Raw genomic sequence first — 25,759 nt, forward strand, 5'->3', positions numbered from 1 at the left:
ACGATTCGACGCCTGCCTGCGCACGCGCCAGACCGTTTAGGCAGACCGTACCAGTTTGTCCCGTTCGCGGTCACTGTCGCGCACGCACGCTCAGCGCGGCCACTCCGAACAGGACGACGTCCTTGTCCGTGGCGATCGTCAACCCCGGATCGACTCCGAGCTCAGCCCCGACCGTATCGACATCGACGCCGAACGTCATCTCCGCCGCGCCACTCGACGAGCCGTCGAAGACGTTCGCGGGATCGCGGCCGCCGCCCTCGGGGCTGAGGGCGCCGGAGCCGAGCGAGACCTTGTCACCCGTGAGGTCGGCGTCGCCCTCCCAGGTCACCAGTTCGAGCCTGGCGGGCGGGGCGGCGGGGGTCAGGCCGCCGAGCGGGATGTGTACCCGCCGTGACCGGCCGCCGATCACGGTGGCCGCGTCGAGCACCACGGCCTGGCTGTACGCCGCCGACGGGTCGGTGACGATCAGCACCAGGCTCCAGCCGGCGTGCCGTGCCACTCCCTCCTCCATCGGCGCGTCGGCCGCCCACCACGTGCCGTTCCTGCGTACGCCGGCGACCAGCTCGCTGACGTCGGCGAACGCCTGGTAGACCGGGCCCGCGGGCAGCTCGCGGACGGCCACGTGAGCAGGCCGGACCGGCACGTACGTCCGCCGCCCGGGCGGCCGGAGCTTGATGGGCCCGGCGCGTTCCCCGCTCGCCGACCAGTAGAGCCCGGCCCACACGACCCGGCCGCCCTTCGGCAGGGACAACTCGGCCGAGCTGGAGACGGCGGTGTCCGCCACGTCGTCCCGGTCGAGCGGGGTCATCTGCCACAGGTCGTTGTCGCGCTGGTCGCCCTCGCGCCGCCGGGCGGGCACGCAGCCCGACTGCTCCTCGGGACAGCTCAGCAGCGAGTTGCCGATCGCCCTGACGGTCACCTTGCCGTCGGTGGCGAACCTGGCCGGCGCCCCGGACGTGCGTACGCCTTCCTCGGCCCGCGCCGTGACCCGCAGCGAGCCGGCCTCGACCCGCACGGCGGGCCCCGCGCCCTCGGGCGCCTTCTCGGCGACCAGCACTCGAAGGAACACCGCCGTGCCCTGCCCCGCCGCGAGCGCCTCCCTGGCGCACCGCGCGCCGCCGGCGGCCGGGCGGCAGGCCCAGCCGTCCACCGTGCCCGCCGGCCCGACGAGGGCGGCGGCCTGGTGGCGACGTGCCGCCGGGATGAGCGTCACGCCCCGCGGCAGGTCCACGATGGCCGACAGTGCCGCGCTGGACGCGTCGCCGTAGTTGCGCAGGCGGATGCCGACGATGCCGGGCTGGGCGCGTACGAGTGCGCCGAGCGGGTCGATCGTGGCCCGCAGCCGCGCCTTGCCCGGCGGCTGCTCCGCCCGGACCGGCGGAGGCACCCGCGCGGGCACCTCGCTCGGCTCGGGCAGCGCCCGCAGCACGGACGGCGGCGGCTGGGGGATCGGTGCGGGCGTGCGCTTGTCGATCGGCCGCGCCTCCGAGACCAGCAGCAGCCCGATGGCCGCGGCCACCACGACGGCCATGCCACCGGCCACCGCGGCCTGCTGGTGCCTGGGCACCCGCCGCAACCACACCAACGCCCGCAGCAGCCCGCTCACCCCACCGATGACCGCCGACTTGGTGATCGCGGCCGCGTAGCCGCCGAACAGCGGCCCGCCGATCAGCGGTCCGACGATGACACGCAGCCCGCGGTTGACGTCGGCCAGCTCCAGCAGGACCCCGTGACACTCCTCGCAGCCGCTCACGTGATCGTCGACCGCCTTGGCGTCGCGCCTGGTCAGCCCGCCCCTGACGTAGGCGCTCATCTTGCCGAGCACGGGACGGCACTCGTGCTGCGGCTGCGTGCCCATGTGCAGCTGCAGGTACGCCTGCCGCAACCCCTCCCTGGCCCGGTACGCCAGCGCCGCCACGCCGTTGGCCGACAACCCCAGCAGCGGCGCCACCTCGGCCTGCTTGCTCCGCTCCACCTCGATGTGCCAGAGCACCGCCCGCCATCGCTCGGGCAGTGACAGATACGCCTTGGCGATCGGCGACTTCTCCAGCCCGACGAGCGCCGGATCGACGAACGGCAACCCCGGGTCGTACTCCTCGACCTCCTCCGTGCTCAGCCGGCCCTCGATCATGGAACGGTCGTGGACCGTGCGCCGCACCACGGTCAGCAGGTAGGTGCGGAAGGCGGACTCGGGGCCTCCACCCCTGCCGACCAGGTCGAGGATCTTGGTGAACGCCTCGGCGACCACGTCCTCGGCCTCGGTGTTCGTGACGAGCTGCCGGGCCAGTGCGCGGGCAGCGGCGACGTGGCGCTCGTAGAGCTGCCCGTAAGCGGCGGCATTGCCCTCTCTGACCGCTTGCAAGAGCTCTGCGTCGCTTTGCGGCGAATCGACACCCATGGTGACCTCACGATTACGAAGGGTTGCCCCGCGCAATCATTCCGCATTCCCGCCCATGACTAAACCGCGACGCCGCTTTTGCCCACGTGGGGTGCCTAAGCTTGGACCCATGACAGATCGCGACAACCTGCTGGCCGAGATCAAGAAGAAGGCCGTCGTGCACGGCAAGGTCATCCTCTCCTCGGGCAAGGAGGCTGACTACTATCTCGACCTGCGCCGGATCACTCTCGACGGTGTGGCCGCGCCGCTCGTCGGCAAGGTGATGCTCGACCTGACCGACGACCTCGACTACGACGCGGTGGGCGGGCTCACGCTGGGAGCCGATCCCATAGCGGCGGCGATGCTGCACGCGGCGGCGGCGCGGGGGCGCGTGCTCGACGCATTCGTGGTGCGCAAGGCGCTGAAGGAGCACGGCATGCAGCGCAGGATCGAGGGGCCCGAGGTGAAGGGGCGGCGGGTGCTGGCGCTCGAGGACACCTCGACGACCGGCGCGTCGGTGCTGACCGCGGTGGAGGCGTTGCGGGAGGCCGGGGCCGAGGTGGTGGCCGTGGCCACGATCGTGGACCGTGGGGCGCGTGACCGGATCGCCGGCGAGGGGCTCGACTACCGGACCGCCTTCACCCCTCAGGAGCTGGGTCTCTAGCCGACACCCCTCAGGAGCTGGGTCTCTAGCCGGGCGCGCGGACGGTGAACGCCTGCCTGGCGCCCTGCTCGCCCTGCTCGCGCGGCTTGCCGTTCTCGGTGACGCTGACCGTGCCCGCGTCGCTGAGCACCACGTCGAGCTCGGGCTCGAAGTAGCTGACCTCTTCGCCCTTGCTCATCTCGCGGTGCTGGAGCACGTCGCCGCCCGGCACCCGTACGGTGACGGTGGGGCAGGTGTCGGCCAGGCACTCGACGCGCACCGTCGGCACCTGGGCGGTGGTCTCCTCCGTGGCGGTGCCGGTGGTGGCGAGGCCGCTGGCGCGCTCACGCTCGCGTTCGGCCTGGGTCGGCGTGCCGACCGAGGCGAGCAGCGCGCGACCGCCTATGACCAGGAGTGTCACCACGGCCCCGACCGCCAGGACGGCGAGCGCAAGGCGGGCGAGGCCCATCGGATCTGACCTGTGGCGTCCCACAGTGGGCAGCGTACCGTGACGTACGCCACTCTCACCGGTAGTCGCCTACGCGGTCAGAACGGATCGCCCACGCGGTGGTGCTTGCCGTTGGGAGTGGGGAGCCGCTTGGCTTCGCGGCGCTTCTTGACGACCTCGACGAAGATCGGGATCAGCGAGATCAGCACGATGAGGAAGACGCCCGGCAGGATGTACCTGTCGATCTGCTTGGGATCGACCTGCCCGCCGAGGAAGTGGCCGATCAGGAGCAGGCTCTCGACCCAGAAGACCCCGCCGACGACATTCCACAGGAAGAAACGTTTGGGCGGCATCTCCAGCACGCCGGCGACGGGATTCATGAACGTGCGGACGATCGGCACGAACCTGGCCAGAATCACCGCCTTGGCCGGGCCGAACTTCTCGAAGAACTCCTCGGCCCTGAGCACGTGCTCCCTCTTGAACAACCGCGAATCCGGCTTGTCAAAGAGTTTGCGGCCGAATCGGAAGCCGAGGAAATGCCCGAGCTGGGCTCCCGCGATCGCGCACAGCGGGGTGCCGATCAGCAAGACCGGCAGCGAGAGCGGCTCGATGCCCATTCCCGCGGCCACCGACGCCGAGCTGAAAATCCCCGCGGCCACCAGCAGCGAGTCGCCAGGCAAGAAGAACCCGAGCAGCAGACCCGTTTCGGCGAAGATGATGGCCAGCACGCCGACCGTGGCGAAAGCGCCGAGAATCGTGAGCCACCACGTCGGGTCGAGGAGATTCAAAAGCCAGTCCACGCCGAGAGCCTACCCGGAGCGGGCATCCCGGGCGTCGCCATCGGGCCACGCGCCGTCAAGAACGCGTTCTATCTACCAGTTGGGGTAGTGAGCCGGGATACTGGGCCCTGGCGCGAAGCCGTAACTTCTCAGGGAGATGAATCATGCCTATTGCGACTCCAGAGGTCTACGCCGAGATGCTCGACCGGGCCAAGGCCGGCGGATTCGCCTACCCGGCGATCAACGTGACCTCGTCTCAGACGTTGAATGCCGCTTTGCGCGGCTTCGCCGAGGCCGAGAGCGACGGCATCGTTCAGGTCTCCACCGGCGGCGCCGAGTTCCTCGCCGGCGCCACCGTCAAGGACATGGTCACGGGGGCGACGGCGCTGGCCGAGTACGCCCGGATCGTGGCCGCGAAATACCCGGTCACGGTGGCGCTGCACACCGACCACTGCCCCAAGGACAAGCTCGACGGCTTCATGCGTCCGCTGATCGACATCTCGCTCGAGCGGGTCTCCAAGGGTCTGGACCCGCTCTTCCAGTCGCACATGTGGGACGGCTCGGCCGTGCTGCTCGAGGAGAACCTGGAGATCGCCAAGGAGCTCCTGGAGAAGTGCGCGCGGGCCCGGATCGTCATGGAGATGGAGATCGGCGTCGTCGGCGGCGAGGAGGACGGCGTCGTCGGCGAGATCAACGAGAAGCTCTACACGACCGCCGAGGACGCGCTGGCCACCGCCGAGGCCGTGGGCATCGGGGAGAAGGGCCGCTACATGCTGGCCGCCACGTTCGGCAACGTGCACGGCGTCTACAAGCCGGGGCACGTCAAGCTGCGGCCGAGCGTGCTGAAGGAGATCCAGGACGCGGTCGGCGCCAAGTACGGCAAGGAGAAGCCGTTCGACCTGGTCTTCCACGGCGGCTCCGGCTCGCTGCTCGAGGAGATTCACGAGGCCATCTCGTACGGCGTCGTCAAGATGAACGTCGACACCGACACCCAGTACGCCTTCACCAGGCCGATCGCGGACCACATGTTCCGCAACTACGACGGCGTGCTCAAGGTGGACGGCGACGTGGGCAACAAGAAGACGTACGACCCGCGCTCGTACGGCAAGGCCGCCGAGGCCGGAATGGCCGCGCGCGTGGCGGAGGCGTGCCAGAGCCTCAAGAGTGCTGGGACGAAGATCTCCTAGCCACTGGTGCGGCCTGGCGGGTATGACTTGTCCTATGGATAACCTTCTCGCCGGGCCGCCCCCGACTCATCTGCCGGACCAGCCCGAGGCCAGAGAGGCGCTGGAAGCCGGCGCCAAGGCCGCCGACGTGGCCGCCCGCTTCCCCGCCTTCCCGGCGGCGTGGGCCGCGCTCGCGGAGGAGTACTTCGCCCAAGGGCACGCGGTCACCTCGTACGCCTTCGCGCGCACCGGCTACCATCGTGGGCTCGACCAGCTGCGCCGCAGCGGCTGGAAGGGCCACGGGCCCATTCCTTGGGAGCATGCGCCCAACCGTGGCTTCCTGCGCTGCCTGTACGCGCTGTCGCGAGCCGCCCAGGCGATCGGCGAGAAGGACGAGGCCGAGCGGTGCCTGCAGTTCCTGAAGGACAGCACGGAATCCGGTTACGACGCGCTGTCCAAGGGTTAGCCCTTGGGGTGTTTAGGCACGTTCGGGTAGTCTCACTACGCAAGAGCCCCTGTCGCGCTTGCGCCAGGGGTTTCGTTTTGTGCTCAGGAGACTGAACCATGCCGGCTGCCGTTCTCGTTGGTGCCCAGTGGGGCGATGAGGGCAAGGGCAAGGCCACCGACCTGCTCGGTGGCGACGTCGACTACGTCGTCCGCTATCAGGGTGGCAACAACGCGGGGCACACGGTCGTCATCGGCGACCAGAAATACGCCCTCCATCTGCTTCCCACCGGAATCCTCTCGCCGGAAGTCGTGCCGGTCATCGGCAACGGCGTGGTGATCGACCCAGGTGTGCTACTAAGTGAGATCGACGGCCTGGCCGCGCGGGGCATCTCCGCCGAGCGGCTGCTGATCTCCTCGAACGCGCACCTGATCATGCCCCACCACAAGGCGCTCGACAAGGTCACCGAGCGTTACTTGGGCAAGGCCAAGATCGGCACCACCGGGCGCGGGATCGGGCCCGCGTACGGCGACAAGATCGCCCGCATGGGCGTGCGCGTGCAGGACCTGCTCGACCCGGGCATCCTGGCGAAGAAGATCGAGGTCGCGCTGACCGAGAAGAACCAGGTGCTGACCAAGGTCTACAACCGGCGCGGGATCGACCTTGAGGCGGTGCTCGAGGAGTACCTCGCCTACGCCGAGCGACTCAAGCCGCACATCGCCGACACCTCGCTGGTGCTCTCGAAGGCGCTGGACGAGGGCAAGTTCGTGCTGCTGGAGGGCGGGCAGGGGACGCTGCTCGACATCGACCACGGCACGTACCCGTTCGTCACGTCGTCGTCTCCCACGTCGGGCGGCGCGTGCGCCGGAGCCGGGATCCCGCCGAACCGGCTCACCAAGATCATCGGAATCCTGAAGGCGTACACGACCCGTGTCGGCTCCGGGCCCTTCCCGACCGAGCTGACGGACGAGATGGGCGACTGGCTGCGCCAGACCGGCGGCGAGTACGGCGTCACCACGGGCCGCAACCGCCGCTGCGGCTGGTTCGACGCGGTGATCGCCCGCTACGCCACCCGCATCAACGGGATCACGGACTACTTCCTCACCAAGCTGGACGTGCTGTCGGGGCTGGAGCGGATCCCGGTGTGCGTGGCATACGAAGTGGACGGGGTGCGGCACGACGAGATCCCGATGACGCAGACCGACTTCCACCACGCGACGCCGATTTACGAGGAGTTCCCGGGGTGGCAGGAGGACATCACCAGCGCCAAGTCCTTCGATGACCTGCCGCCGAACGCGCAGGCGTACGTGCGGACGCTGGAGGAGATGAGCGGCGCGCCGATCTCGGCCATCGGCGTCGGCCCTGGCCGCGACCAGACCGTGGTGGTGCGCTCCCTCGTCTGACCGGGCTTCGGCGTTCCTCAGGCGGACGCGCTGACGTCCGCACGCGTTGCGCCGAGCTTCACCCCTCACCTTCGCGCCGCACCGGCGCCGGGGTGAGGGGCTCGGCACAGTGCGTGCGGCCCATGACCAGGCGCGGTGGTCAGGGGGTCAGGACGACGGCCGTCATCGGGGTGTGGAGGGTCCAGCCCACCGTCTCGTACAGCGCCTGGCCCTGGGCGGTGGCCACGAGGATGCCCGTCCGCGCCCCCAGCGACGCGGCCGCCGACGACATCGTGCGCATGATGATCGTGCCGAGGCCGCGGCGGCGGTGGTCGGCGGCGGTTTCCACCTGGTCCATCACGGCGGCGGAGCCCGCCACGGCGAACTGGCCGCGGGCCGCGACCTCGCCTGCCGCCGTCAGGAGCCGGGCCGCGGTGACGCCGGCCCTGGTGGTGACGGCCAGGGTGTAACCCGGTGGAGCCTGCGGGGGTGCGGTGCGGGCCAAGGAGGCGGTCATCATGAACTCCCGGTCCATGACCGTCCAGGCCGGCGGCAGGAAGGAGGCGACGGCCTCGGCGGGGGCGCAGAGTTTGAGCCAGGTGCCGGGCGTCGTCAGCGTCGTGGTCAGGTGGTGGAGGACCTCCGGGGTCGGGGTGGGGATGACGTGGCGGGCCACGTGGCCGGGCAGGCCGACGTCCACACGCAGGCCCCACGGTTCGCGTACGGGACTGGGTGCGCTGCGGGAGATGACCCAGCCGTCGACCCATGCCCGGACCGTCCCTGAATCGGCGGGTTTGAGAACCTCCGTCATAGACAACAGCCTATTGTCCGCCGGTCACCACACGACGGGGCGTAGCAGGATAAAAAGGACACGGCGTGGCACCTCCTAGTCGTGCCCGGCGGCGGGTAGGGTCCCGGGTGTGCACGTTGAGATTCATGGTCACCGAGGTGCGCGGGGCCTCTGGCCGGAGAACACCCTGCCAGGTATGAGCCGCACGATGGAGCTCGGCGTTCACGCGCTCGAGCTCGACGTGGCGCTCACCGCCGATCGGCGCCTCGTGCTCACGCACGATCTCACGGTCTCCGCGGTGACCAGCGCCGACAGACGGCCGCTGCACGCCGGCGACCCGCTCTTCCCGTACGTCGGCAAGCCCATCAACGCCCTCACGCTGGCGCAGCTGCGCATGCTGGACGTGGGCGTGCGGCTGCCGAGGCATCTCGACGACCCCTTCGCGCTGACGCAGGTCGCCATGCCGGAGACCAGGATGCCGACGCTGGGCGCGGTCCTGGGGCTGGTGAACGCGTACGAGGCGGAGAGCGTACGGCTGCACGTCGAGCTCAAGTCCGATCCCACCAGGCCGGAGCTGACGCCGGACCCCGAGATGTTCGCCCAGCTCGTCGTCGACGAGCTCGACCGGCACGGCAGGCTCGGCAACGTCGCCATCCTGAGCTTCGACTGGCGGATCCTGCGGCACGCGGCGCGGATCGCGCCTGGCACGCGCCGGTTCGCGCTGATCGAGCCGGACACCCTGCACTGGCACGAAGGCGGCCTGGGGGACGACATTCCCGCCGCCGCCCGCGCGGCAGGGGCCACCACGCTCTCGCCCGAGCACGTCATGGTGGACGAGGCGCTGATGGCACAGGCGGCCGCGGCGGGACTCGATGTGGCGGTATGGACGGTCAACGAGCCGGGGCTGGCCGGGCGGATGCTGGATCTCGGGGTGGCGGGCATCGTGACCGACTATCCCGATCGCATGCGGGAGGTGTGGCGGGAGCGGGGGCTGGAGCTGCCCGAGCCGGTCGGACCGCTCAGGCCCGTCGGCGTCTGACCCCCGCCATCAGCCGGCGCCGACCCCGGCCATCAGCTAGAGCCAGCCGTTTCTGCGGAAGCCGCGATGCAGGAACACACAGGCGGTGACCATGAGGGCCAGCACGGCCGGGTAGCCCCAGACCTGCTTGGTCTCCGGCATGAAGTCGAAGTTCATGCCGTAGATTCCGGCGATCATCGTGGGCACGGCCAGGATGGCCACCCATGAGGAGATCTTGCGCATGTCCTCGTTGGCCAGCGCGTTCGAGCGGGCCAGCGCGGCCTGCAGGATCGAGCTGCACAGCTCGTTCGAGGACTCCACCTGCTCGCACACCCGGGACAGGTGGTCGCCGACGTCGCGGAAGTACTCGCGCATCTCCGACGGGATCACCCGGCGCTGAGGCAGGGCGGACAGCGGGGCCTGCAACGGGGTGACGGCCCGCTTCATCTCCAGCATCTCCCGCTTGAGCTGGTAGATCCGGTTGATGTCGCGGGAGCTGACGTCGGCGAACACGGTGGCCTCGACCTCTTCGAGCTCCAGCTGCATGAGGTCGGCGACCTGGAGGTATTGGTCGACGACGTGGTCGGAGATGGCGTGCAGCACACCGGCCGGGCCTCGGTTCATCAACTTGGGCTTGTCCTCGAGGCGCTCGCGTACCAAGGTCAGCGGGCAGTGCTCGCCGTGCCGCACCGTCACCACGAAGTCCACGCCGAGGAACACCATGATCTCGCCGGTGGCGATGATCTCGCTGTTGGCGGTCAACTCGTCGTGGTCGAGGTAGGAGACGGTCTTCAGCACCATGAACAGCGAATCGCCGTACCGCTCGACCTTGGGGCGCTGGTGCGCCTTGACGGCGTCCTCGACGGCCAGCGGGTGCAGGCCGAACACCTCTGACAGCCACTCCACCTCAGGGGCTTCCGGCTCGTGCAGTCCCACCCAGACGAACGCCTTGGCGCCGTCAGCGGTCTTGTTGTGCTCGCGTACGTGCTCGAGTGCCTCGACGATGCCGGTCGCCGGGACCTTCTTGCCCTGGACGTAGGCGCCGAATTCGACGATGGAGTCGACGGGGGGCACGCAGATCTCACGCACCGGCTTGATGTGCTGGTGCGAGACGCGCGACGGCATGGGGTGACGGTTGATTCGACGGAAAAGCGTGGACGAGCGCATGGCAGTCCCTTTCCGCCCGACATGGCACGCTCCACGCGCGACGAAAAGTCACCTCAATCAACACATATGCGTGGAGGCACGATCAGGCTGCCGGATTGGAGTGGTCGGGGGTATGCGGGGAGTACGTGGCGAAGCACGTACTGCTGGGATCACCAGGATTCATCCCGGACCACCTCCAATCACAAGAGACGCCGCAAAGCCGCCCTAACTTACCACAGGCGGGTGAACTTCTCTGACCCTACCGGCTCGGGGGCGCGCCGCTCAGGTAGAACTCGACAAAGATTGTTGCCCATTCCAGCATGTGGTGTCCTGGAGACCGGAGCCTGCGCCTGGTCTCGGGGCTGCGACAATAGAGCGTGTGCGCGTTCTAGTCATCGGTTCCGGAGGGCGTGAGCACGCCCTGTGTCGTTCGCTCAAGCTCGATCCCCAGGTCAGCGAGGTCCTTTGTGCCCCGGGCAACCCGGGCATCGAGCGGTACGCGGCCGTCTATCCCGTCGATCCCCTCGATCCCGGGCAGGTGGCCGAGCTGGCCACGCGGCTGCGGGTCGATCTCGTGGTGGTGGGGCCGGAGGCGCCGCTCGTCGCCGGCGTGTCCGACGCCGTGCGCGAGGCGGGCATCGCCTGCTTCGGGCCCTCCCGCGAGGCGGCCATGATCGAGGGGTCCAAGGCGTTCGCCAAGGAGATCATGAAGGCGGCCGACGTGCCGACCGCGCGAGCCAGGGCGTGCACCACCGAAGAGGAGGCCGCGGCCGCCCTCGACGAGTTCGGGGCGCCCTACGTGGTCAAGGACGACGGCCTGGCGGCCGGCAAGGGCGTGGTGGTCACGCATGACCGCGAGCAGGCGCTGGCGCACGCGCTGACCTGCGACCGGGTGGTGATCGAGGAATACCTGGACGGCCCCGAGGTGTCGCTGTTCGCGCTGTGCGACGGGAGCACGGCCGTGCCGCTGCAGCTCGCGCAGGACTTCAAGCGGCTCCACGACGGCGACGGAGGGCCCAACACGGGCGGCATGGGGGCCTACACGCCGCTCCCGTGGGCGCCGGAAGGCCTCACCGAGCAGGTCATGCGGGAGGTCGTGCATCCGACGATCGCCGAGTTGTCGCGGCGCGGGCTGCCCTACCAGGGGGTGCTCTACGTGGGTCTCGCCCTGACCTCGAAGGGGCCGAAGGTGGTCGAGTTCAACGCCCGCTTCGGGGACCCGGAGACGCAGGTGCTGCTCGACCGGCTGGAGACGCCGCTGGGCGGGCTGCTGATGGCGTGCGCGACGGGCGAGCTCGGGCCGGACCCGGTGTTCAAGCAGGGCTCGGCGGTGGCCGTGGTGATCGCGGCACAGAACTATCCGGTCGCGCCGGTCAAGGGCGACGTGATCACGGGGCCGCAGGGGACGGAGCACGCCTACGTGCTGCACGCCGGGACCAAGTGGGCCGACGACGACGTCGTCTCCGACGGCGGCCGGGTGCTGAACGTGGTCGGCAACGGGCCGGACAAGGAGAGCGCGCGCCAGGCGGCCTATGACCTCGTCGGCCGGATCAAGCTGCGTGGCTCGCACTACAGGACGGACATCGCCCGATGAAGCTCGTGCACTCCGGCAAGGTCCGCGATCTCTACGAGACCGAGGACGGCCTGCTGATCATGGTCGCCTCCGACCGGATCTCGGCCTTCGACTACGTGTTGCAGCCCGACATCCCGGAGAAAGGGGCCATTCTCACGCAGATGTCATTGTGGTGGTTCGATCAGCTCAAGGATGTCGTGCCCGACCACGTCGTCGCGCGGGGCGACGACGCGCACAGCGTGGTGTGCCGGCCGCTGCGAATGGTGCCGGTCGAGTGCGTGGCGCGGGGCTACCTGACGGGTGGCGGGCTGAGCGAATACCGCCGTGACGGCATGGTCTCCGGCGTGCCGCTGCCCGACGGGCTGGAGGACGGGTCCAGGCTGCCGGAGCCGATCTTCACGCCGTCCACCAAGGCGCCCGTGGGGGAGCACGACGAGCCGATCTCGTACGAGCAGGTCGTGGCCGAGGTCGGCGCGGAGACCGCCGAGGCGTTGCGGCGGATCACGCTGGCCGTCTACACGCGCGGCGCGGAGATCGCCCGCGAGCGCGGCATCATCGTGGCCGACACCAAGATCGAGCTGGGCTGGGACGCCAACGGCGTGCTGACGCTGGGCGACGAGGTGCTGACACCGGACTCCTCGCGATTCTGGCCGGCCGACGAATGGCGGCCGGGTCGGTCGCAACCATCTTTCGACAAGCAATTTGTACGAGATTGGCTGCTGTCACCCGAATCTGGATGGGACAAAGACTCTGGAAACCCCCCACCCCCGCTACCCGACCATGTGGTCGAGCAGACCAGGCAGCGATACCTAGAAGCGTATGAGCGGCTCACGGGGGCTCCCTTTAGCGGATGATTCGGCTGGGTCATGTGGTGTTAGCGACTACTGTTGGCCCGATCAAGCCTCACCGTTGATTTCAAGGAGCCGCACGAATGGTCCGTTACCGCGTGCGCGGTGGCAACGCACTGCGTGGAACCGCGTTCATCCAGGGCGCGAAGAACGCCGTGCTCCCCATGATCGGTGCGGCTCTGCTCGCCCCGAAGGGGCGCACCGTCCTGCGCAACGTGCCGATCATCGAAGACGTCCGCCGCGCCGTCGAGCTGGCCGAGGCGGTCGGCGCGTACGTCGAGCTGCACGAGTCAGAGCGCACGCTGGTCATCGACGCCTCCAGGGTGGACAGCCCGGTGCTGCCCGCCAGGATCGCCCGGCGCTTCCGCGGCTCCGTCCTGTTCACCCCCGCCCTGCTGCACCGGCTGGGCGAGGCGATCGTGGAGGGGGTCGGCGGCTGCAATCTCGGCAGCCGCAACCTCGACTTCCACTACCTCGGCTACAAGCGGCTGGGCGCGATCGTGGACGAGGAGGAGACGGTCATCCACGTCAAGGCGTCCGGGCTGACCGGCGCCACCCTCTACCTCGACACCCCGTCCCACACCGGCACCGAGAACCTCATCATGGCCGCTGCCTTGGCCAACGGCACGACCGTGATCGAGAACGCGGCGCTGGAGCCCGAGGTGCTCGACGTCATCGACATGCTCACCAAAATGGGCGCGCGCATCAGCGGCGGCGGCACCGGGTTCATCACCGTGGAGGGCGTGGACGAGCTGCACGCCGTCGAGCACACGGTGATGCCCGACCGGCTGGACGCGGGCGTGTTCGCGATGGCCGCGGCGATCACCGGTGGCGAGCTGAGCCTGGTGGGCACCGGCCTCGACCTGGGTGTGGTGCGCTACAAGCTGGAGCAGATGGGCGTCGAGTTCGCCCGGCAGGGCGCGGTCCTGCACGTGCGGTCCGAGGGCAAGCTGCGGCCCATCAACATCATCACCGACACCTATCCGGGCTTCGCCACGGACCTGCAGTCGCCGATGATGACGGTCGCGGCGCTGGCCGACGGCACCAGCTACATCCACGAGCGCATCTTCGACGGCCGGTTCGCGCTGGCCGGAGAGCTCAACAAGATGAAGGCAAATGTGGAGGTCGACGGCAGCCGGGCCGTCGTACGCGGCCGCACGCCGCTGACCGGCACCCAGGTGACGGCGCACGACCTTCGCTCGGGCATCGCACTGGTGCTCGCCGGCCTCGCGGCCGAGGGCGAGACGGTGATCGACTCGGGATACCTGATCGATCGCGGTCACGCACATCTCGCGGCGCGAATGCGCGCGCTCGGCGCGGACATTACACGAGAGATTTCCGAGCGCTAAAAAGCGTGCGAAATACCTCGTTGAGCTGCTAAGACATCTTGTCGGACGGTCAACCTCAACGGCTTTCCGGAAAAGTCGGGCGTGACATTACGGCCCCCGCGAGCGATCGTTCCAAAAGAGAGCACTGCAACGGACGGCAGGATGGGACGAACATTGGTCGAGAGGGCCGAAGAAACTCCCCGAGTGTCACGCCCGGGAGCAATGACACCGGACCTCACCATTGGTGTGGTCGGACCCCACGACTTGGTGGAGCGGGTCATGCTGATGGGTCACGCCGCGGCGCCGTTGCCGTGTCGCCTGGTGGCGGCTGCCTACCGCGACGAGCAGGAGGCGCCGGACAAGGTGACGCGGCTCGGTCCCGGCGTCGACGCATGCTTGTTCGCCAGCCCGGTCCCTTACGACCTGGCCAGGCGTTCCGGCGTGCTGACGATGCCCGCGACGTACGTGCAACTCGGCGGAGCAGCACTGGTGGCGGCGTTGGCCAAGGCCGCGCTCGACACCCGGATGGACCCCCAACGGGTCAGCATCGACGTGGTCAGCCGGGCCGATGTCGAGGAGGCGTACACCGACCTCGGCATCCCCGCGACCGACGTCCACAGCCGCGACGAGCCGGGCGCCACCGGCACGATCGCGGCCTACCACGAACGCCTGGCCCGGCAGGGCGCCACCACGGGAGCACTGACGTGCCTGCCCGCGGTGGCCGAGCGCCTCCAGGCGGCCGGGGTGCCGGTCATCAGGATCAGGCCCACCTCGGCGGCTGTGCGCACGGCGCTGCACACGGCGGCGTTGCTCGGCGCGCACCACCGGCTGGAGGAGTCGCAGTTGACCGTGGTGCTGGTGGAGGTGCCGACGCTGCGCGAGCCCGTGCGCCGCGCCGCGCCCCGCTACTGGCGCGACGAGCTGCGGCTGTCCCTGCACCGGCTCCTGGTCCAGGAGGCGAACCGGATCAACGCCACCATCTGGCCCATCGACGATCACAGCTACCTGGTCACCGCGACCAGGGGGTCGATCGCGGCGGCGACGGACGGGTTCAGGGTGTTGCCGTTCGCGGCCAGGATCAGGGACGAGCTGGGGCTGGCGGTCGAGGTCGGCGTGGGCATGGGGCGTACGACGCACGACGCGGAGTCGCACGCGCGGGCCGCGCTGGCGCGTACGCAGGCCGGCAAGCAGGCACAGGGGTTCGCGGTGGACCGCGAGGGTCGGGCGCTCATCCCGGCCCCGCGCATGCCGCCGACGGGCTCAACCGCACTCAAGCCCAAGGGAGTGGAGGTGCTGGCCAGACTGGCGGCCAAGCTGGAGGGCGGCGACACGGTGGTCGACGCGGAGGGCGCCGGAAAGATGCTGGGGGTCACGCCCCGCACGGCTCGGCGGTTGTTGCGCACGCTGGTTGACGAGGGACTCGCGTGGCCACTTCCGCCCAACCGAACCCCGCAACCGGGTCGGCCCCGGCAGCTGTACCGCCTTATCGTGGAGAAACTCGGTCCCCGGTGATTGGTTGATCTTTGGTTCGGCCTTTGGCCCGCCGTTCGTCACGGCGGGCCTTTGGCCCGCCATCACATCCTTCTTTTACGGCAAGCCGACCTGGCGCCACCCGCCGTACGGGGCCGGTGTCCGTCCAGGGAGACGCTTCTGACTCGTTCACCGGCGGGCCGCCGCCACGGCGTCAAGTGGGCCGGTTACGAGGTCATATTGACTGGCGCTGTCAGTCTGGGAACTTACTCATTGACTCTTGTGAACTTGTTGGTTGACCCGCGTCGATGAGGGTATGTTCACGGACGCCCCCGATCGACAGGATTCGGACGGGGGCACCAAACTTTTCGGCGTGCCCTTGCGCGTCAGAGTGGGCGCTGCGCGGGGCTGTAGAGGTGCTGGGCGGGCCAGTGAGTGCGACCTAATGGCGTGATTAGCAGCCGCACGTGATTCCGCGTACAGGGGCTGTCAGGGCGTCCACCTCGCGGCGGGTGATCCCGGAGGCGGTTTCTACCGGGAAGCCCTCCCTGGCCCAGTACTCGAAGCCGCCGATCATTTCCTTGACCATGTAGCCGAGCTTGGCGAACTCCAGAGCCGCCCGGGTGGCGCCGTTGCAGCCGGGGCCCCAGCAGTACGTCACCACCAGGCTGGTCTTCGGGATCAGCGCGAGGGCTCGGGTGGCGATCTCGGCGGTGGGGAGGTGCACGGCACCCTCGATGTGACCCTGGTCCCAGCTCTCCAGGCTGCGCGAGTCGACGACCACGATGCCGGGAGCCCCTGCGCTCAGGTCGGCGGCCACGTCTGAAACGTCGGTCTCGAAAGCCAGCCGGGCGGCGAAGTGGGTCAGGGCGACGGCTGGGTGGACGGCGGCGACTGCGGACATCTGCGGGGTTCTCCGTTCTTGGTGGGGTCTCGCACGGTGACAGGACAGATCCTGCCAACCACCCCTGTAGGGCCAGAAGTGGCACGAAAGCCCACTATCGCTAATATCCCGCCAGGGTTCGTGGTCCGATACATGCCGGATATTGTCGGAGCCGACCTGTATTGTCATCAGCCATGAGGGTGAACACCACTGACAGCCGCGCTCCGTTCCTGATCTGGGGCGCGTTGGCCATCGTCTACGTGGTGTGGGGTTCGACGTATCTGGGGATCGGCATCGCGATCGAGTCGATACCGCCCATGCTGAGCGGGGCCCTGCGGTTCATCACCGCTGCCGCCCTGCTCGCCGGTTTCCTGCTGGTGCGGTCGGGGCCGGCGGCCTTCAGGATGTCGCGCAGGCAGTTCCTCGGCGCGGCTATCGTGGGCGTGCTGCTCCTGACCCTGGGCAACGGGATGCTGGCGGTGGCCGAGCAGTACATCTCCACGGGACTGGCAGCGCTCCTGGTGGCCTCGGTGCCGCTGTGGCTGGTCGTGTTCAGGTTCGCGGTGCGCGACCGCCCCAAGGCGCTGACGCTCGCGGGCGTGCTGGTCGGGCTCTGCGGGGTCGGGGCACTGTCGCTGACCGGCGCCGAGGGCGGCAGCGGCACCGGCATCGTGGTGGTACTGCTCGCCTCGGTGTCATGGGCCGTGGGCTCGTTCCTGTCGAGCCGGATCCAGATGCCCGCCAACGCGCTCGCCACCAGCGCGGTCGAGATGGTCGTCGGCGGTGCCGGGCTGCTGGTGCTCGGCACCGGACTCGGCGAGCGGCTCGACCTGTCGGCCGTCACCACCAGATCCTGGCTGGCGCTGGCCTACCTGATCCTGGTGGGGTCCCTGATCGGGTTCACGGCGTTCTCGTGGTTGCTCGGCAACGCCCCCATCTCGCTGGTTTCCACCTACGCCTACGTCAACCCGGCCGTGGCCGTCGCGCTCGGCGCGCTCGTGCTGCACGAGCCGATCACGACCCAGGTGGTCCTCGGCGGGCTGGTCATCCTGGTCGGCGTGGCGCTGGTGATCTCAACCGAGCGCAAGGGACCGAAGCGCGTCCTCGAAGACCCCGACGGTGGCGGCGACGTCCGCCTCGGTGTGGGCGGTGGACAGGAACCACAGCCCCCGCGGCACCATGTTGATCCCGCGGTCGAGCAACGCGGCGTGTAGGCGGGCCATCATGGCGCGGTCGGTCCCGGCGAAGTCGCGGTAGTCGCGCACCGCGGGCGCGTCGGTGAAGTACGTCTGGAAGACCGGCCCGGGCCCGCCCACCAGCATCGGGACACCCACCTTGGCCGCGGCCTCGCGAAGGCCGGTCATGAGCTGCCGGCCTCGGGCGTAGAGGGTGCCGTAGACCTCCTCGCGCTGCTCGTCCAGGATGCGGAGCGTGGCCTCGGCGGCGGCGATGCCGACGGGCTGCGAGTTGAACGTCCCCGCGTGCGCGACCTTGCCCGAGGAGATGGCGTCCATCACGGCCGCCCGCCCGGCCAGCGCGGACACCTGCATGCCGCCCGCCATCGCCTTGCCGAAGACCGACAGGTCGGGGCTGACGCCGAGGTACTCCTGGGCGCCGCCGGGGGCGAGCCGGAACCCGGTGATGATCTCGTCGAAGATCAGCAGGCTGCCGTGGCGGTCACACAGCTCGCGCACACCCTGGAGGTAGCCGGGATCCGGCTCGATGGCGCCGGTGTTGCAGAGCACCGGCTCCGTGACGACGGCGGCGATCTGGCCCGCGTGCTCGTCCATGAGGCGGGCGAGTGCCTCCAGGTCGTTCCAGGGGCAGATCACCAGGTCGGTGGCGGGCGGCTGGCCGGCGGTGCCGGGGACCGCACGAGGGTGGTCCTGCGGCCCCGCGTCGTCCAGTGACGGGTGCACGCTGTAGAGAACCGGGTCGAGCCAGCCGTGGTAGTGGCCCTCGAACTTGAGGATCTTGGGGCGTCCGGTGAAGCCACGCGCCAGGCGCCACGCGGCGTGCGCGGCCTCGGAGCCGACGGTGTTGAAGCGGACGCGCTCCGCCGAAGGCACCATCGCGCACAACCGCTCGGCGACGCGGGCCTCGGCCGCGTGCTGGGCGGAGTAGACGATGCCACGGGCCACCTGGGCGGAGACGGCCTCCACCACGGCCGGCGGACAGTGGCCGAGCAGCGCGGGACCCTGGCCGAGCACGTAGTCGATGTAGACGTTGCCGTCGACGTCCCAGAGCCTCGCTCCCGAGGCCCTGTCCACGTAGAGCGGCACCCCCGCGGTACGGCGGGCGTCGCTGGAGACGCCACCTGCGATGTAACGCCGGGCAGTGGTGTAGAGGTCGCGGCTGACGTCCAGGGTGCGGGTCATGTCGACCATCAAACGGGGACACATCGCCTGACGCCAAGAAACACAGCAAGAAGCAGGTCGTAAGCGCAAATTTCGGTGCTTGTGGAGGTTATGGGGCCTTGATGGGCTTACGGACATGTTTCTTGGACGCATTCGGCGTACCCCCTCCGGCCCCGTCGAGCTGGTGGCCCGGCGCGCGGCCGGCGAGCTGGTGAGCCTGGCCGGCCTCGGGCCTGCTCTCGGATCAGACCCGGTGGCGGCCCTGCACTCGTACGGGCTCGACCGCCTGACCGAGCTGGTGGCCGGCCACGACGGCCCCACTCTCGACGAGAGCGCGGTGCTCTTCGAGCCGCCCGTGGCCACCTGCACGAAGATCTGCTGCCTGGCGCTGAACTACCAGGAGCACGCCGACGAGAGCGGCCTGGAGGTTCCGCCGGAGCCGGTGCTGTTCTTCAAGCCGCCGTCCGCGCTCGTGGGCCACAACCACCCGGTGCTCGCCCCCGCCCGCACCCGCCATCTGGAGCACGAAGTGGAGCTGGCCGTGGTCATCGGCAAGGTGACCAGGGATCTGCCGGCCGAGCGGTGGCGCGAGGCCGTCGCCGGATACACCGTGATCAACGACATGACGGCCCGCGACCTGCAGCTGGCCAATATCGCGCGCAACGTGCCGTGGGACCAGTCGAAGGGGTTCGACACCTTCGCGCCCGCGGGCCCGTACCTGGCGACGGTGGACGAGGTGCCCGATCCGCAGGCGCTGGAGCTGACCTTGGAAGTGGACGGCGAGGTCAGGCAGCGGGCCAACACCAGGCAGATGGTCTTCGGCCTCCCCCGTCTCATCGCCGACCTGTCCGACGGGATGACGCTGATGCCGGGCGACCTCATCGCGACCGGCACCATCGCCGGGATCGCCCCGCTCAAGGACGGCGACACCATGCGGGCCACGGTGGAGGGAATCGGGACGCTCGTGAATACGGTCAAATTTCGGTCCGCCTAAAGTAGGGACATGACCTACGCTGTGGCCGCTCTGGTGGACATCGACGACTTCATGGTTTCCGAACAGGGCCGGGGGCGGTCGTGGGCGCACCGCCAGCTCCAGCACGCCGACCAGGCGGTGCGCGCGGCCACCAGCCGCCGCCCAGGGGCGACCTGCCAGCCGCAGCCGCCCGAGGAGTGGCTCGTCCTGCTGACGGGAGCCGATCCCGAAGCCCTGATGTCCGACGCGACCGCGCTGGCGGAGGAGGTACGCGCCAGGATCGTCCGCGAGACGGCCTGGACCGCCACCGTCAGCCTGGGCTCCCCCAGCGTGGGCTCCATCGCGGCCGAACGGGACGCCCGGCGGGTCAACGGCTACAAGCTCGTGCTCGGCGGCGACCGGGTGATCGAACCCCAGTCCGGCGGCAGAGTGGCCGCGACGCCTCCCGTACGGATCGAGCGGGAGCTGACCAGGCGGGTCCGCGCGGGCGACAGCAACGGCGCGGCCGGGCTGCTGGCGAGCTGGGTCGACAGGTGCGCCCAGGACGCCGATCCGCAGACTCTGCGCGACTGGCTCATCGGGCAGTTGTTGTTCGTCGTGGACGTGGCCAACCGGTCCAGGCTGGCCGACGGCTCGACCGACTGGGTCGTGACGTGCGCCCGGCTGCCCATCGAGGACATCATCACGGTCGGCGACATCCACGAGCGCTCCTACCTGCACATGTGGTTGCGCGAGACGCTCGGGCGGCTGATGCCCGAGCCGCCGCGCAGGGACGTGCTGGCGCTGGCGGAGGCGTACATCGCCGAGCAGTACACCGATCCCGGGCTGCGCCTGGCCACGGTGGCGGAGGCGGTGAACGCGAGCCCGTTCTACATCTCGCACCTGTTCGCGGCGGAGCGCCGCACCACGTTCCTGCGCCACCTCACCGGCCTGCGCCTGCGGCATGCGCGCCGGCTGCTGTCCACCTCCACCCTGCCGGTGGACGCGATCGCCACGCGCACCGGCTATGCGAGCGCCAAGGCCTTGCGGAGCGCGTTCGGCCGGCACGTCGGCTGCTCTCCCACCGAGTACCGCCGGACCGGATTTCGGCCCGGCGCCTGACCCGCACCTCACCACATCCGGCCTGCGCGCCCACTCCCGCCGCACTTCGTCGTGGGTCCCTTGGGCCGCCAGCGTCGGTGGGGAGGTCGGTTGCGGCGGAAGGCGTCTCCCGACGGTGGCCGGGGTCTTGGAGAAGGCGATCGCGACCGGCGTCTAGCTCCGCACGAGCCGGTACGGCTGGCGGGGCCTGCCTGCCTGGGTGCCCTTGACCGGGGGCATCGGCCAGGCCAGGCCCTCCTCCGCGAGGCTCTGGAGCACCCGGCGGGCGCTGCGCGGAGAGACCGACAGCACGTCGGCGACGATCTCGGCGTCGACCACCAGCGTGTCGCCGTCGTCGAGGCTGTCCACCAGGCGGTCGAGCAGTTTGGCCGCCTTGGTGGCGACGACGGGCTCGCTCTCCTGCCGCTTGCGCCTGCGCACCGGCAGCGACAGCACGGTGCCGTCGCCCCCGACCAGGTACGCGGCCGCGGCTCCCGCGTTGCGCGCCTTCTCGGCGGCCGCCACCGCGTTGGCGTCGGCGTCGCGGGCCGTGCTGCCGAGCCCGATGCCGACCTCGACGGCGACCCCGGCGTCGGAGTGGATCCGGTCCATGAACGGCGCCACCCTGAACCCGTCGGTGGCCTGGCCGAGAGCGCCGACGGTGGTGGTGACGACGTAGCTGTTCTCGTCCCGGGGCACCACGGTGGCGCCCATCAGCCGGGCGTCGGCGAGCAGCGACCTGTGCAGCGACAGTTTCAGCTCCTGCTGCCAGTAGTTGCCCGGCCCGGAGTAGCTGGGCTTGGCCGAGGCGGCGAGCTCGACGACCACGATGGCGATCTGCGCGTCCTCCAGCCTGCTGCCGGTGCCGAGCAGGGCGGCGGTGTCGAGCGCGAGGCGCAACGTGTGCGAGGTCGGCAGCAGGCGCAGCACGGGAACCCCGGCCGCGGTCAGCTTGTTGGCGACGCTCCTTATCGTGGTGAGCGCCGCGGTGGTCTCGCCCTGGCGGTAGAGCTGCTCGTGAAAGGCGGTGAAGCCGCGTGCCGACTCCGGCCGGTCGTACTCGGAGAGGTGCACGCCCGCCGTGCTCACTCCGATCTCGCCGTACGCCTCGTCCACGTCGGCGGCGGGCAGCGAGTCGATGCTCACCCTGGACGGGTCGACCCCGTGGGAGAGCACCCCGCGCAGCAGGCCGGCGTACAGGCCGGCTCCGCTCATGGGCACGAATGTGGCCGGGACCGGCAGCTCGCCCGCCTGCCTGGCCAGGTCATGCTGGAGAGGCCCGGTGAACAACACCGCGTCGATGCTGTCGGCGATCCTCAGGAACTTGTCGTAGGTCTCGTGCTCCTCGGCATGCGGCGCGCCGACCAGCCGCCAGTCGGCCGCGGCCGGAAGGTCGGCGCCGATCATCATGATCTGTTCGACGAGATCGTGCGGTCCTACGATCCCGATCGCCACCCTGGGCCGTGACTCGGAACGCAGCCGATCCATGATCTTGATCACCCCAGTCCGGATCTCCACTGAAGCAAGCGGGTCATCGTCGCGCCGAGCACCGCGGCCTGGTCCCTTTCCGCGAGGCCACTGAAGATTACCCTCCCCAGCGAGATCCGAAGATCGATGAAGGGAAAGTCGGATCGGCTACCGCGCCAAGGCCGCCGAGTACATGGAAGCCTGCCGGCCAGGCACGGCCGTGCACGACCCCGAATGCGGTCGCCTACCGCAAACTGGTCGGGCCGCAGGCAGTCAGCCGCGGAAGGTGCTCGCCGCGGTGAGGAAGGCGTCGTTCGCCTCCGGATCGCCGATCGACACGCGAGCGCCTTCCCCGGCGAACGGCCGCACCGCCACCCCCTCCACGGCGCAGGCGGCGGCGAAGTCCATGGTGCGCTCGCCGAGCCGCAACCAGACGAAGTTGGCCTCGCTGTGCGGCACGGTCCAGCCCTGCGCGATGAGCGCCTCGCGAACCCGGGTGCGCTCCTTGACCACGTGCTCGACCCGCTCCAGCAGCTCGTCCTCGGCCTTCAGCGAGGCGATGGCCGCCACCTGGGCGAGGTGGTTGACGGCGAAGGGCACGATCGTCTTGCGTACGGCCGCGGCCACGGGCTCGTGCGCGATCATGTAGCCGACCCGCAGGCCCGCCAGCCCGTACGCCTTCGAGAACGTGCGCACGACGCACACGTTGGGCCGGTCCTGGTAGAGGGCGAGGCCGTCGGGGACGTCCTCGTCGCGCACGTACTCGCGGTAGGCCTCGTCCAGGACCACCAGCACGTGCTCGGGCACCCGGTCCAGGAACGACTCCAGCTCCGCGCGCCGGATCGCGGTGCTCGTCGGATTGTTCGGGTTGCACACGAAGATCAGGCGGGTGTCGTCGTTGATCGCCGTCGCCATGGCGTCCAGGTCGTGGTCCTCGCCCGCCAGCGGCACCCGCACGGACCTGACCCCGGCCAGATCACAGAGCAGCGGGTACGCCTCGAACGAGCGCCACGCGTACACGACCTCGGCCCCGGGGTCGCCCACCGCCTCCAGCAGTTGCTGCTGCACCGTGACCGAGCCCGGGCCCAGCGCGACGTGGTCGAACGGCACCCCGTACCGCTCCGCGACGGCCTCGGTCAGCTTGACCGCCCCGGCGTCCGGATACCGGTGGATGTGCCGCGCCCCCTCGGCGATCGCCTCCACCACGGACGGCAGCGGGTCGTAGGGGGACTCGTTGGACGACAACTTGTACGACCGCCCGTCGGAAGCCGCGACGGCCTTGCCCGGCTTGTAGGGGGCCATGGAGTCCAGGATCTGGCGGAAACGAGGCATGGCCTTACATTAGTTCCTGGCCAGGTGCCCACCCACTTGGACATCTGCGGCCCCGGGCGTGCGCCACTCGCCGACATTTTCGTCGGCGAACCAGATGTCGCCGACAAAAATGTCGGTTACGTTAAACCTATGGACTTCGTCGGCCGAAGAGATCAGCTGCGTACGCTCCAGGACTGGTGGGAGGAGCTCCATCCCCGTCCCGCGTTGCTTTGGGGGCGTCGCAGGGTGGGCAAAACTGCCTTGCTCCAGCATTTCGCCAAGGACAAGCGGGTGATCTTCCACACCGGCGGCGGCCGGACCCCGCCGTCGGAGTTGAAGGAGCTGTCATCGCGGGCGGCTCCCGTCATACCCTCGGCCACCCGCGACCTCGTCACCCGCCCTTACCAGACCTGGGACGAGGTGTTCGATCACCTCGGCAGGGAAGCGGCCGAGGAGCCTGTCCTGCTGATCCTCGACGAGTTCCCCGAGCTCATAACCGCGGCCCCTGAACTGGAGGGCGTTCTGCGCGCCTTTCTCGACCATGCGCATGGACGCACCGGCCTACGGATCATCATGTGTGGTTCCGCGGTACGAACGATGCAATCCGTTCAGGAGTACCGAGCGCCGCTCTATGGGCGTTTCGACCTCACCATGCAACTGCATCCCTTCCGGCCGCACGAAGCGGCCGAGATGTTGCCCGAGTTGTCGCCCGCGGACCGGGCACTGGTGTACGGCATTGTCGGCGGCATGCCCCTCTACCTCTCCTGGTGGCGGTCCGACCAGTCCGTGGAGCGCAATCTCGCACGCCTGGCCTGTCATCCCGACGCCAAGATGATCCGGGAGGGCGATCTGGTCCTGGCGACGGAGGCGGGGAAGGGCGTCCACTTGGCCGCGACGCTCCAGGCCATAGCCGAGGGTTACACCAAGCACAACGAGATAGCCGACGCCATCCGGGCGGATCCGACCAGGACCCTCAACGATCTTCTAGCGCTGCGGCTGATCGAGCGAATCCAGCCGGTCACGGAGGCGACACGCACCCGCCGCAAGATCTACCGGATTGCTGACAACTTCCTCGCCTTCTATCTCGGCGTTCTCTCCCGGGTCATGCCCGAAATCGATCGCGGACTCGGCGAGACCATCCTTCCCGTGCTCATCGACTCCTTGAACGACCAGCTCGGCGCAGCGTGGGAAGAGGCCTTCCGCGACCACCTCCGGCTGCGGGCCGCCGAGATAGCCCCAGACGTCGTCGCGATCGGGCCGTGGTGGCGGGCGGACGGGCAGCACCAGATCGACGCGGCCGTCCTGGCCGGACGCTCCCGGCGACCGATCATGGTAGGTGAGGCGAAATGGGCCAGGAGGGTGAACGCAGGCCGGATCGTGACCGGGCTCGCTGGGAAAGCAGCACATCTGAGCAATGACGTGGAGCAGCTTCGGTTCGCAGTGTGCGCTCGGGATGAGATCCCTGATGCTCCTCCCGGCACATTGTGCGTGACGGCGGCTGACATCTTCGCCTTTGGACTGAACGGGTAAGGCGAGCCTCCCTGAGGCCTACACCTGCGAGCCGTCCGTGGCCCCCGCACCGATGACCCGCCTGGGCTCACTCCTTGAGCGAGCGGAGCATCGGGGGGTGGAGGAGCTCGGCGGGGCCGCGGCGGTAGAGCTTGGCGGGGCGGCCGCCGTCGCGCGTCGTGGTGCCCCCGGTCTCCACCAGGAAGCCCTCCGCCTTGGTGACCTTCCTGTGGAAGTTTCTGGGGTCCAGGGTGCGGCCCCAGACGATCTCGTACACGCGGCGCAGGTCCGCCACCGTGAACTCGGGCGGGCAGAAGGCGGCCCCCAGCGACGTGTACTCCAGCTTCGCGCGCGCCCGCTCCACGCCGTCCAGCATGATCCGGCGGTGGTCGAAGGCCATGGCCGTGAGCGCGTCCACCGGCTGCCAGCTCATGTGGGCCTTCTCCGAGGCCGGCAGGTCCGGCGCCAGGCCCAGATAGGCGACGCTCAGGACTCGCTGGCGCGGATCGCGGTCCGGGTAGCCGTAGGTCTGCAGCTGCTCCAGGTGCACCGGCGCGCCCGGGAGGCCCGCCCGTTCGGCGAGGATGCGGCGGGCGGCGTCCGGGAGGTCCTCGTCCAGCTGGATGAAGCCGCCCGACAACGACCAGCGCCGCAGGAACGGCGGGTTGTCGCGGCGCCACACCAGAGCGCTCAACGCGTGGTTGCGCACGGTGAGCACGACCAGGTCGACGCTGACCGGCACGCTCGGGACCATGAACGCACGTTA

At 69.6% G+C, this 25,759-nt stretch carries 22 protein-coding genes and 1 pseudogene; 13 read left to right on the forward strand and 10 right to left on the reverse strand.

Annotated features, from left to right (window positions below):
• Window positions 1-70: 70 nt before the first annotated feature.
• On the reverse strand, window positions 71-2,362 hold the full coding sequence (locus ETD86_RS03775) for a sigma-70 family RNA polymerase sigma factor (RefSeq protein ID WP_170222866.1): 2,292 nt from the start codon (window positions 2,360-2,362) through the stop codon (window positions 71-73).
• Window positions 2,363-2,507: 145 nt separating this feature from the next.
• Here ETD86_RS03775 and pyrE point away from each other — a divergent pair, with 145 nt between their 5' ends.
• A complete protein-coding gene (gene pyrE / locus ETD86_RS03780; RefSeq protein ID WP_138664668.1) occupies window positions 2,508-3,041 on the forward strand; it encodes an orotate phosphoribosyltransferase in 534 nt (177 codons plus the stop codon).
• A 25-nt stretch (window positions 3,042-3,066) separates the two neighbouring features.
• On the opposite strand, the gene ETD86_RS03785 is transcribed toward pyrE, so the two are convergent.
• Together ETD86_RS03785 and ETD86_RS03790 are read right to left on the reverse strand one after the other, a co-directional pair.
• Window positions 3,067-3,489 carry a hypothetical protein gene (locus ETD86_RS03785; protein WP_138664669.1) on the reverse strand — a complete coding sequence of 141 codons (423 nt, stop codon included), beginning with the start codon at window positions 3,487-3,489 and terminating at the stop codon, window positions 3,067-3,069.
• Window positions 3,490-3,566: 77 nt separating this feature from the next.
• The gene (locus tag ETD86_RS03790; RefSeq protein WP_246147583.1) at window positions 3,567-4,268 is read right to left on the reverse strand and encodes a DedA family protein; all 702 of its coding nucleotides are present in this window, start codon (window positions 4,266-4,268) and stop codon (window positions 3,567-3,569) included.
• Between the two features lie 143 nt (window positions 4,269-4,411).
• Here ETD86_RS03790 and fbaA point away from each other — a divergent pair, with 143 nt between their 5' ends.
• From fbaA to ETD86_RS03805, 3 genes are all read left to right on the forward strand, one after another.
• A complete protein-coding gene (gene fbaA, locus ETD86_RS03795) occupies window positions 4,412-5,434 on the forward strand; it encodes a class II fructose-bisphosphate aldolase (protein ID WP_138664670.1) in 1,023 nt (340 codons plus the stop codon).
• 34 nt (window positions 5,435-5,468) lie between these two features.
• Complete coding sequence (locus ETD86_RS03800) at window positions 5,469-5,879, forward strand: DUF3151 domain-containing protein (protein ID WP_211369814.1); 411 nt, start codon at window positions 5,469-5,471, stop codon at window positions 5,877-5,879.
• 98 nt (window positions 5,880-5,977) lie between these two features.
• Window positions 5,978-7,261: an adenylosuccinate synthase gene (locus tag ETD86_RS03805; protein ID WP_138664672.1), complete on the forward strand. Its 1,284-nt coding sequence runs from the start codon at window positions 5,978-5,980 to the stop codon at window positions 7,259-7,261.
• A gap of 139 nt (window positions 7,262-7,400) precedes the next feature.
• Here ETD86_RS03805 and ETD86_RS03810 read toward each other — a convergent pair whose 3' ends face one another.
• Window positions 7,401-8,051, reverse strand: coding sequence for a GNAT family N-acetyltransferase (locus ETD86_RS03810; RefSeq protein WP_246147585.1), 651 nt, complete (start codon window positions 8,049-8,051; stop codon window positions 7,401-7,403).
• A 109-nt stretch (window positions 8,052-8,160) separates the two neighbouring features.
• Between ETD86_RS03810 and ETD86_RS03815 the strand changes: the two genes are divergently transcribed.
• Window positions 8,161-9,069, forward strand: coding sequence for a glycerophosphodiester phosphodiesterase family protein (locus tag ETD86_RS03815; RefSeq protein WP_138664673.1), 909 nt, complete (start codon window positions 8,161-8,163; stop codon window positions 9,067-9,069).
• Between the two features lie 36 nt (window positions 9,070-9,105).
• Here ETD86_RS03815 and corA read toward each other — a convergent pair whose 3' ends face one another.
• Window positions 9,106-10,173 (reverse strand): magnesium/cobalt transporter CorA, encoded by a 1,068-nt coding sequence (gene corA, locus ETD86_RS03820; protein ID WP_138664674.1) that lies wholly within the window; start codon window positions 10,171-10,173, stop codon window positions 9,106-9,108.
• 400 nt (window positions 10,174-10,573) lie between these two features.
• Here corA and purD point away from each other — a divergent pair, with 400 nt between their 5' ends.
• The 4 genes from purD to ETD86_RS03840 all read left to right on the forward strand — a co-directional run bounded on the left by purD (window position 10,574) and on the right by ETD86_RS03840 (window position 15,455).
• Complete coding sequence (gene purD, locus ETD86_RS03825; protein ID WP_138664675.1) at window positions 10,574-11,788, forward strand: phosphoribosylamine--glycine ligase; 1,215 nt, start codon at window positions 10,574-10,576, stop codon at window positions 11,786-11,788.
• Window positions 11,785-12,621, forward strand: coding sequence for a phosphoribosylaminoimidazolesuccinocarboxamide synthase (locus ETD86_RS03830; RefSeq protein WP_138664676.1), 837 nt, complete (start codon window positions 11,785-11,787; stop codon window positions 12,619-12,621). The genes purD and ETD86_RS03830 overlap by 4 nt, the downstream gene beginning before the upstream one ends.
• A gap of 77 nt (window positions 12,622-12,698) precedes the next feature.
• Window positions 12,699-13,964 (forward strand): UDP-N-acetylglucosamine 1-carboxyvinyltransferase, encoded by a 1,266-nt coding sequence (murA, locus tag ETD86_RS03835; RefSeq protein WP_138664677.1) that lies wholly within the window; start codon window positions 12,699-12,701, stop codon window positions 13,962-13,964.
• A 201-nt stretch (window positions 13,965-14,165) separates the two neighbouring features.
• Window positions 14,166-15,455, forward strand: coding sequence for a GTP cyclohydrolase IIa (locus tag ETD86_RS03840; RefSeq protein WP_138664678.1), 1,290 nt, complete (start codon window positions 14,166-14,168; stop codon window positions 15,453-15,455).
• Between the two features lie 412 nt (window positions 15,456-15,867).
• Here ETD86_RS03840 and ETD86_RS03845 read toward each other — a convergent pair whose 3' ends face one another.
• Window positions 15,868-16,317, reverse strand: coding sequence for a rhodanese-like domain-containing protein (locus tag ETD86_RS03845; protein ID WP_138664679.1), 450 nt, complete (start codon window positions 16,315-16,317; stop codon window positions 15,868-15,870).
• Window positions 16,318-16,490: 173 nt separating this feature from the next.
• On the opposite strand from ETD86_RS03845, the gene ETD86_RS03850 reads away from it, so the two are divergent.
• The gene (locus ETD86_RS03850; protein WP_211369815.1) at window positions 16,491-17,510 is read left to right on the forward strand and encodes an EamA family transporter; all 1,020 of its coding nucleotides are present in this window, start codon (window positions 16,491-16,493) and stop codon (window positions 17,508-17,510) included.
• Window positions 17,511-17,522: 12 nt separating this feature from the next.
• Here the strand turns inward: ETD86_RS03850 and ETD86_RS57890 are convergent.
• Window positions 17,523-18,806 (reverse strand): annotated as a pseudogene (locus ETD86_RS57890) (aspartate aminotransferase family protein); the annotation flags it as partial.
• On the opposite strand from ETD86_RS57890, the gene ETD86_RS03860 reads away from it, so the two are divergent.
• The gene (locus ETD86_RS03860) at window positions 18,790-19,647 is read left to right on the forward strand and encodes a fumarylacetoacetate hydrolase family protein (protein ID WP_246147589.1); all 858 of its coding nucleotides are present in this window, start codon (window positions 18,790-18,792) and stop codon (window positions 19,645-19,647) included. The pseudogene ETD86_RS57890 and the gene ETD86_RS03860 overlap by 17 nt on opposite strands.
• Before the next feature lie 9 nt (window positions 19,648-19,656).
• Window positions 19,657-20,727, forward strand: coding sequence for a helix-turn-helix domain-containing protein (locus tag ETD86_RS03865; protein WP_138664680.1), 1,071 nt, complete (start codon window positions 19,657-19,659; stop codon window positions 20,725-20,727).
• A 153-nt stretch (window positions 20,728-20,880) separates the two neighbouring features.
• Here the strand turns inward: ETD86_RS03865 and ETD86_RS03870 are convergent, their stop codons facing one another.
• Both ETD86_RS03870 and hisC read right to left on the reverse strand, forming a co-directional pair.
• On the reverse strand, window positions 20,881-22,224 hold the full coding sequence (locus ETD86_RS03870) for a transcriptional regulator (RefSeq protein ID WP_138664681.1): 1,344 nt from the start codon (window positions 22,222-22,224) through the stop codon (window positions 20,881-20,883).
• Window positions 22,225-22,446: 222 nt separating this feature from the next.
• Window positions 22,447-23,505 carry a histidinol-phosphate transaminase gene (hisC, locus tag ETD86_RS03880; protein WP_138664682.1) on the reverse strand — a complete coding sequence of 353 codons (1,059 nt, stop codon included), beginning with the start codon at window positions 23,503-23,505 and terminating at the stop codon, window positions 22,447-22,449.
• 129 nt (window positions 23,506-23,634) lie between these two features.
• On the opposite strand from hisC, the gene ETD86_RS03885 reads away from it, so the two are divergent.
• Complete coding sequence (locus ETD86_RS03885; protein WP_138664683.1) at window positions 23,635-25,014, forward strand: ATP-binding protein; 1,380 nt, start codon at window positions 23,635-23,637, stop codon at window positions 25,012-25,014.
• A 67-nt stretch (window positions 25,015-25,081) separates the two neighbouring features.
• Here ETD86_RS03885 and ETD86_RS03890 read toward each other — a convergent pair whose 3' ends face one another.
• A complete protein-coding gene (locus ETD86_RS03890) occupies window positions 25,082-25,747 on the reverse strand; it encodes an NUDIX hydrolase (protein ID WP_138664684.1) in 666 nt (221 codons plus the stop codon).
• Window positions 25,748-25,759 lie beyond the last annotated feature (12 nt).

The sequence above is a fragment of the Nonomuraea turkmeniaca genome, from assembly GCF_005889735.1.
GTDB lineage: Bacteria > Actinomycetota > Actinomycetes > Streptosporangiales > Streptosporangiaceae > Nonomuraea > Nonomuraea turkmeniaca.

Coding starts and splice junctions, on each gene's coding strand:
- pyrE (WP_138664668.1), top strand. CDS start 2,508: ATGACAGATCGCGACAACCTGCTGGCCGAGATCAAGAAGAAGGCCGTC.
- ETD86_RS03785 (WP_138664669.1), bottom strand. CDS start 3,489: ATGGGCCTCGCCCGCCTTGCGCTCGCCGTCCTGGCGGTCGGGGCCGTG.
- fbaA (WP_138664670.1), top strand. CDS start 4,412: ATGCCTATTGCGACTCCAGAGGTCTACGCCGAGATGCTCGACCGGGCC.
- ETD86_RS03800 (WP_211369814.1), top strand. CDS start 5,469: ATGGATAACCTTCTCGCCGGGCCGCCCCCGACTCATCTGCCGGACCAG.
- ETD86_RS03805 (WP_138664672.1), top strand. CDS start 5,978: ATGCCGGCTGCCGTTCTCGTTGGTGCCCAGTGGGGCGATGAGGGCAAG.
- ETD86_RS03810 (WP_246147585.1), bottom strand. CDS start 8,051: ATGACGGAGGTTCTCAAACCCGCCGATTCAGGGACGGTCCGGGCATGG.
- corA (WP_138664674.1), bottom strand. CDS start 10,173: ATGCCGTCGCGCGTCTCGCACCAGCACATCAAGCCGGTGCGTGAGATC.
- ETD86_RS03830 (WP_138664676.1), top strand. CDS start 11,785: ATGAAGCTCGTGCACTCCGGCAAGGTCCGCGATCTCTACGAGACCGAG.
- murA (WP_138664677.1), top strand. CDS start 12,699: ATGGTCCGTTACCGCGTGCGCGGTGGCAACGCACTGCGTGGAACCGCG.
- ETD86_RS03840 (WP_138664678.1), top strand. CDS start 14,166: ATGACACCGGACCTCACCATTGGTGTGGTCGGACCCCACGACTTGGTG.
- ETD86_RS03845 (WP_138664679.1), bottom strand. CDS start 16,317: ATGTCCGCAGTCGCCGCCGTCCACCCAGCCGTCGCCCTGACCCACTTC.
- ETD86_RS03850 (WP_211369815.1), top strand. CDS start 16,491: ATGAGGGTGAACACCACTGACAGCCGCGCTCCGTTCCTGATCTGGGGC.
- ETD86_RS03860 (WP_246147589.1), top strand. CDS start 18,790: ATGTTTCTTGGACGCATTCGGCGTACCCCCTCCGGCCCCGTCGAGCTG.
- ETD86_RS03865 (WP_138664680.1), top strand. CDS start 19,657: ATGACCTACGCTGTGGCCGCTCTGGTGGACATCGACGACTTCATGGTT.
- hisC (WP_138664682.1), bottom strand. CDS start 23,505: ATGCCTCGTTTCCGCCAGATCCTGGACTCCATGGCCCCCTACAAGCCG.
- ETD86_RS03885 (WP_138664683.1), top strand. CDS start 23,635: ATGGACTTCGTCGGCCGAAGAGATCAGCTGCGTACGCTCCAGGACTGG.
- ETD86_RS03890 (WP_138664684.1), bottom strand. CDS start 25,747: ATGGTCCCGAGCGTGCCGGTCAGCGTCGACCTGGTCGTGCTCACCGTG.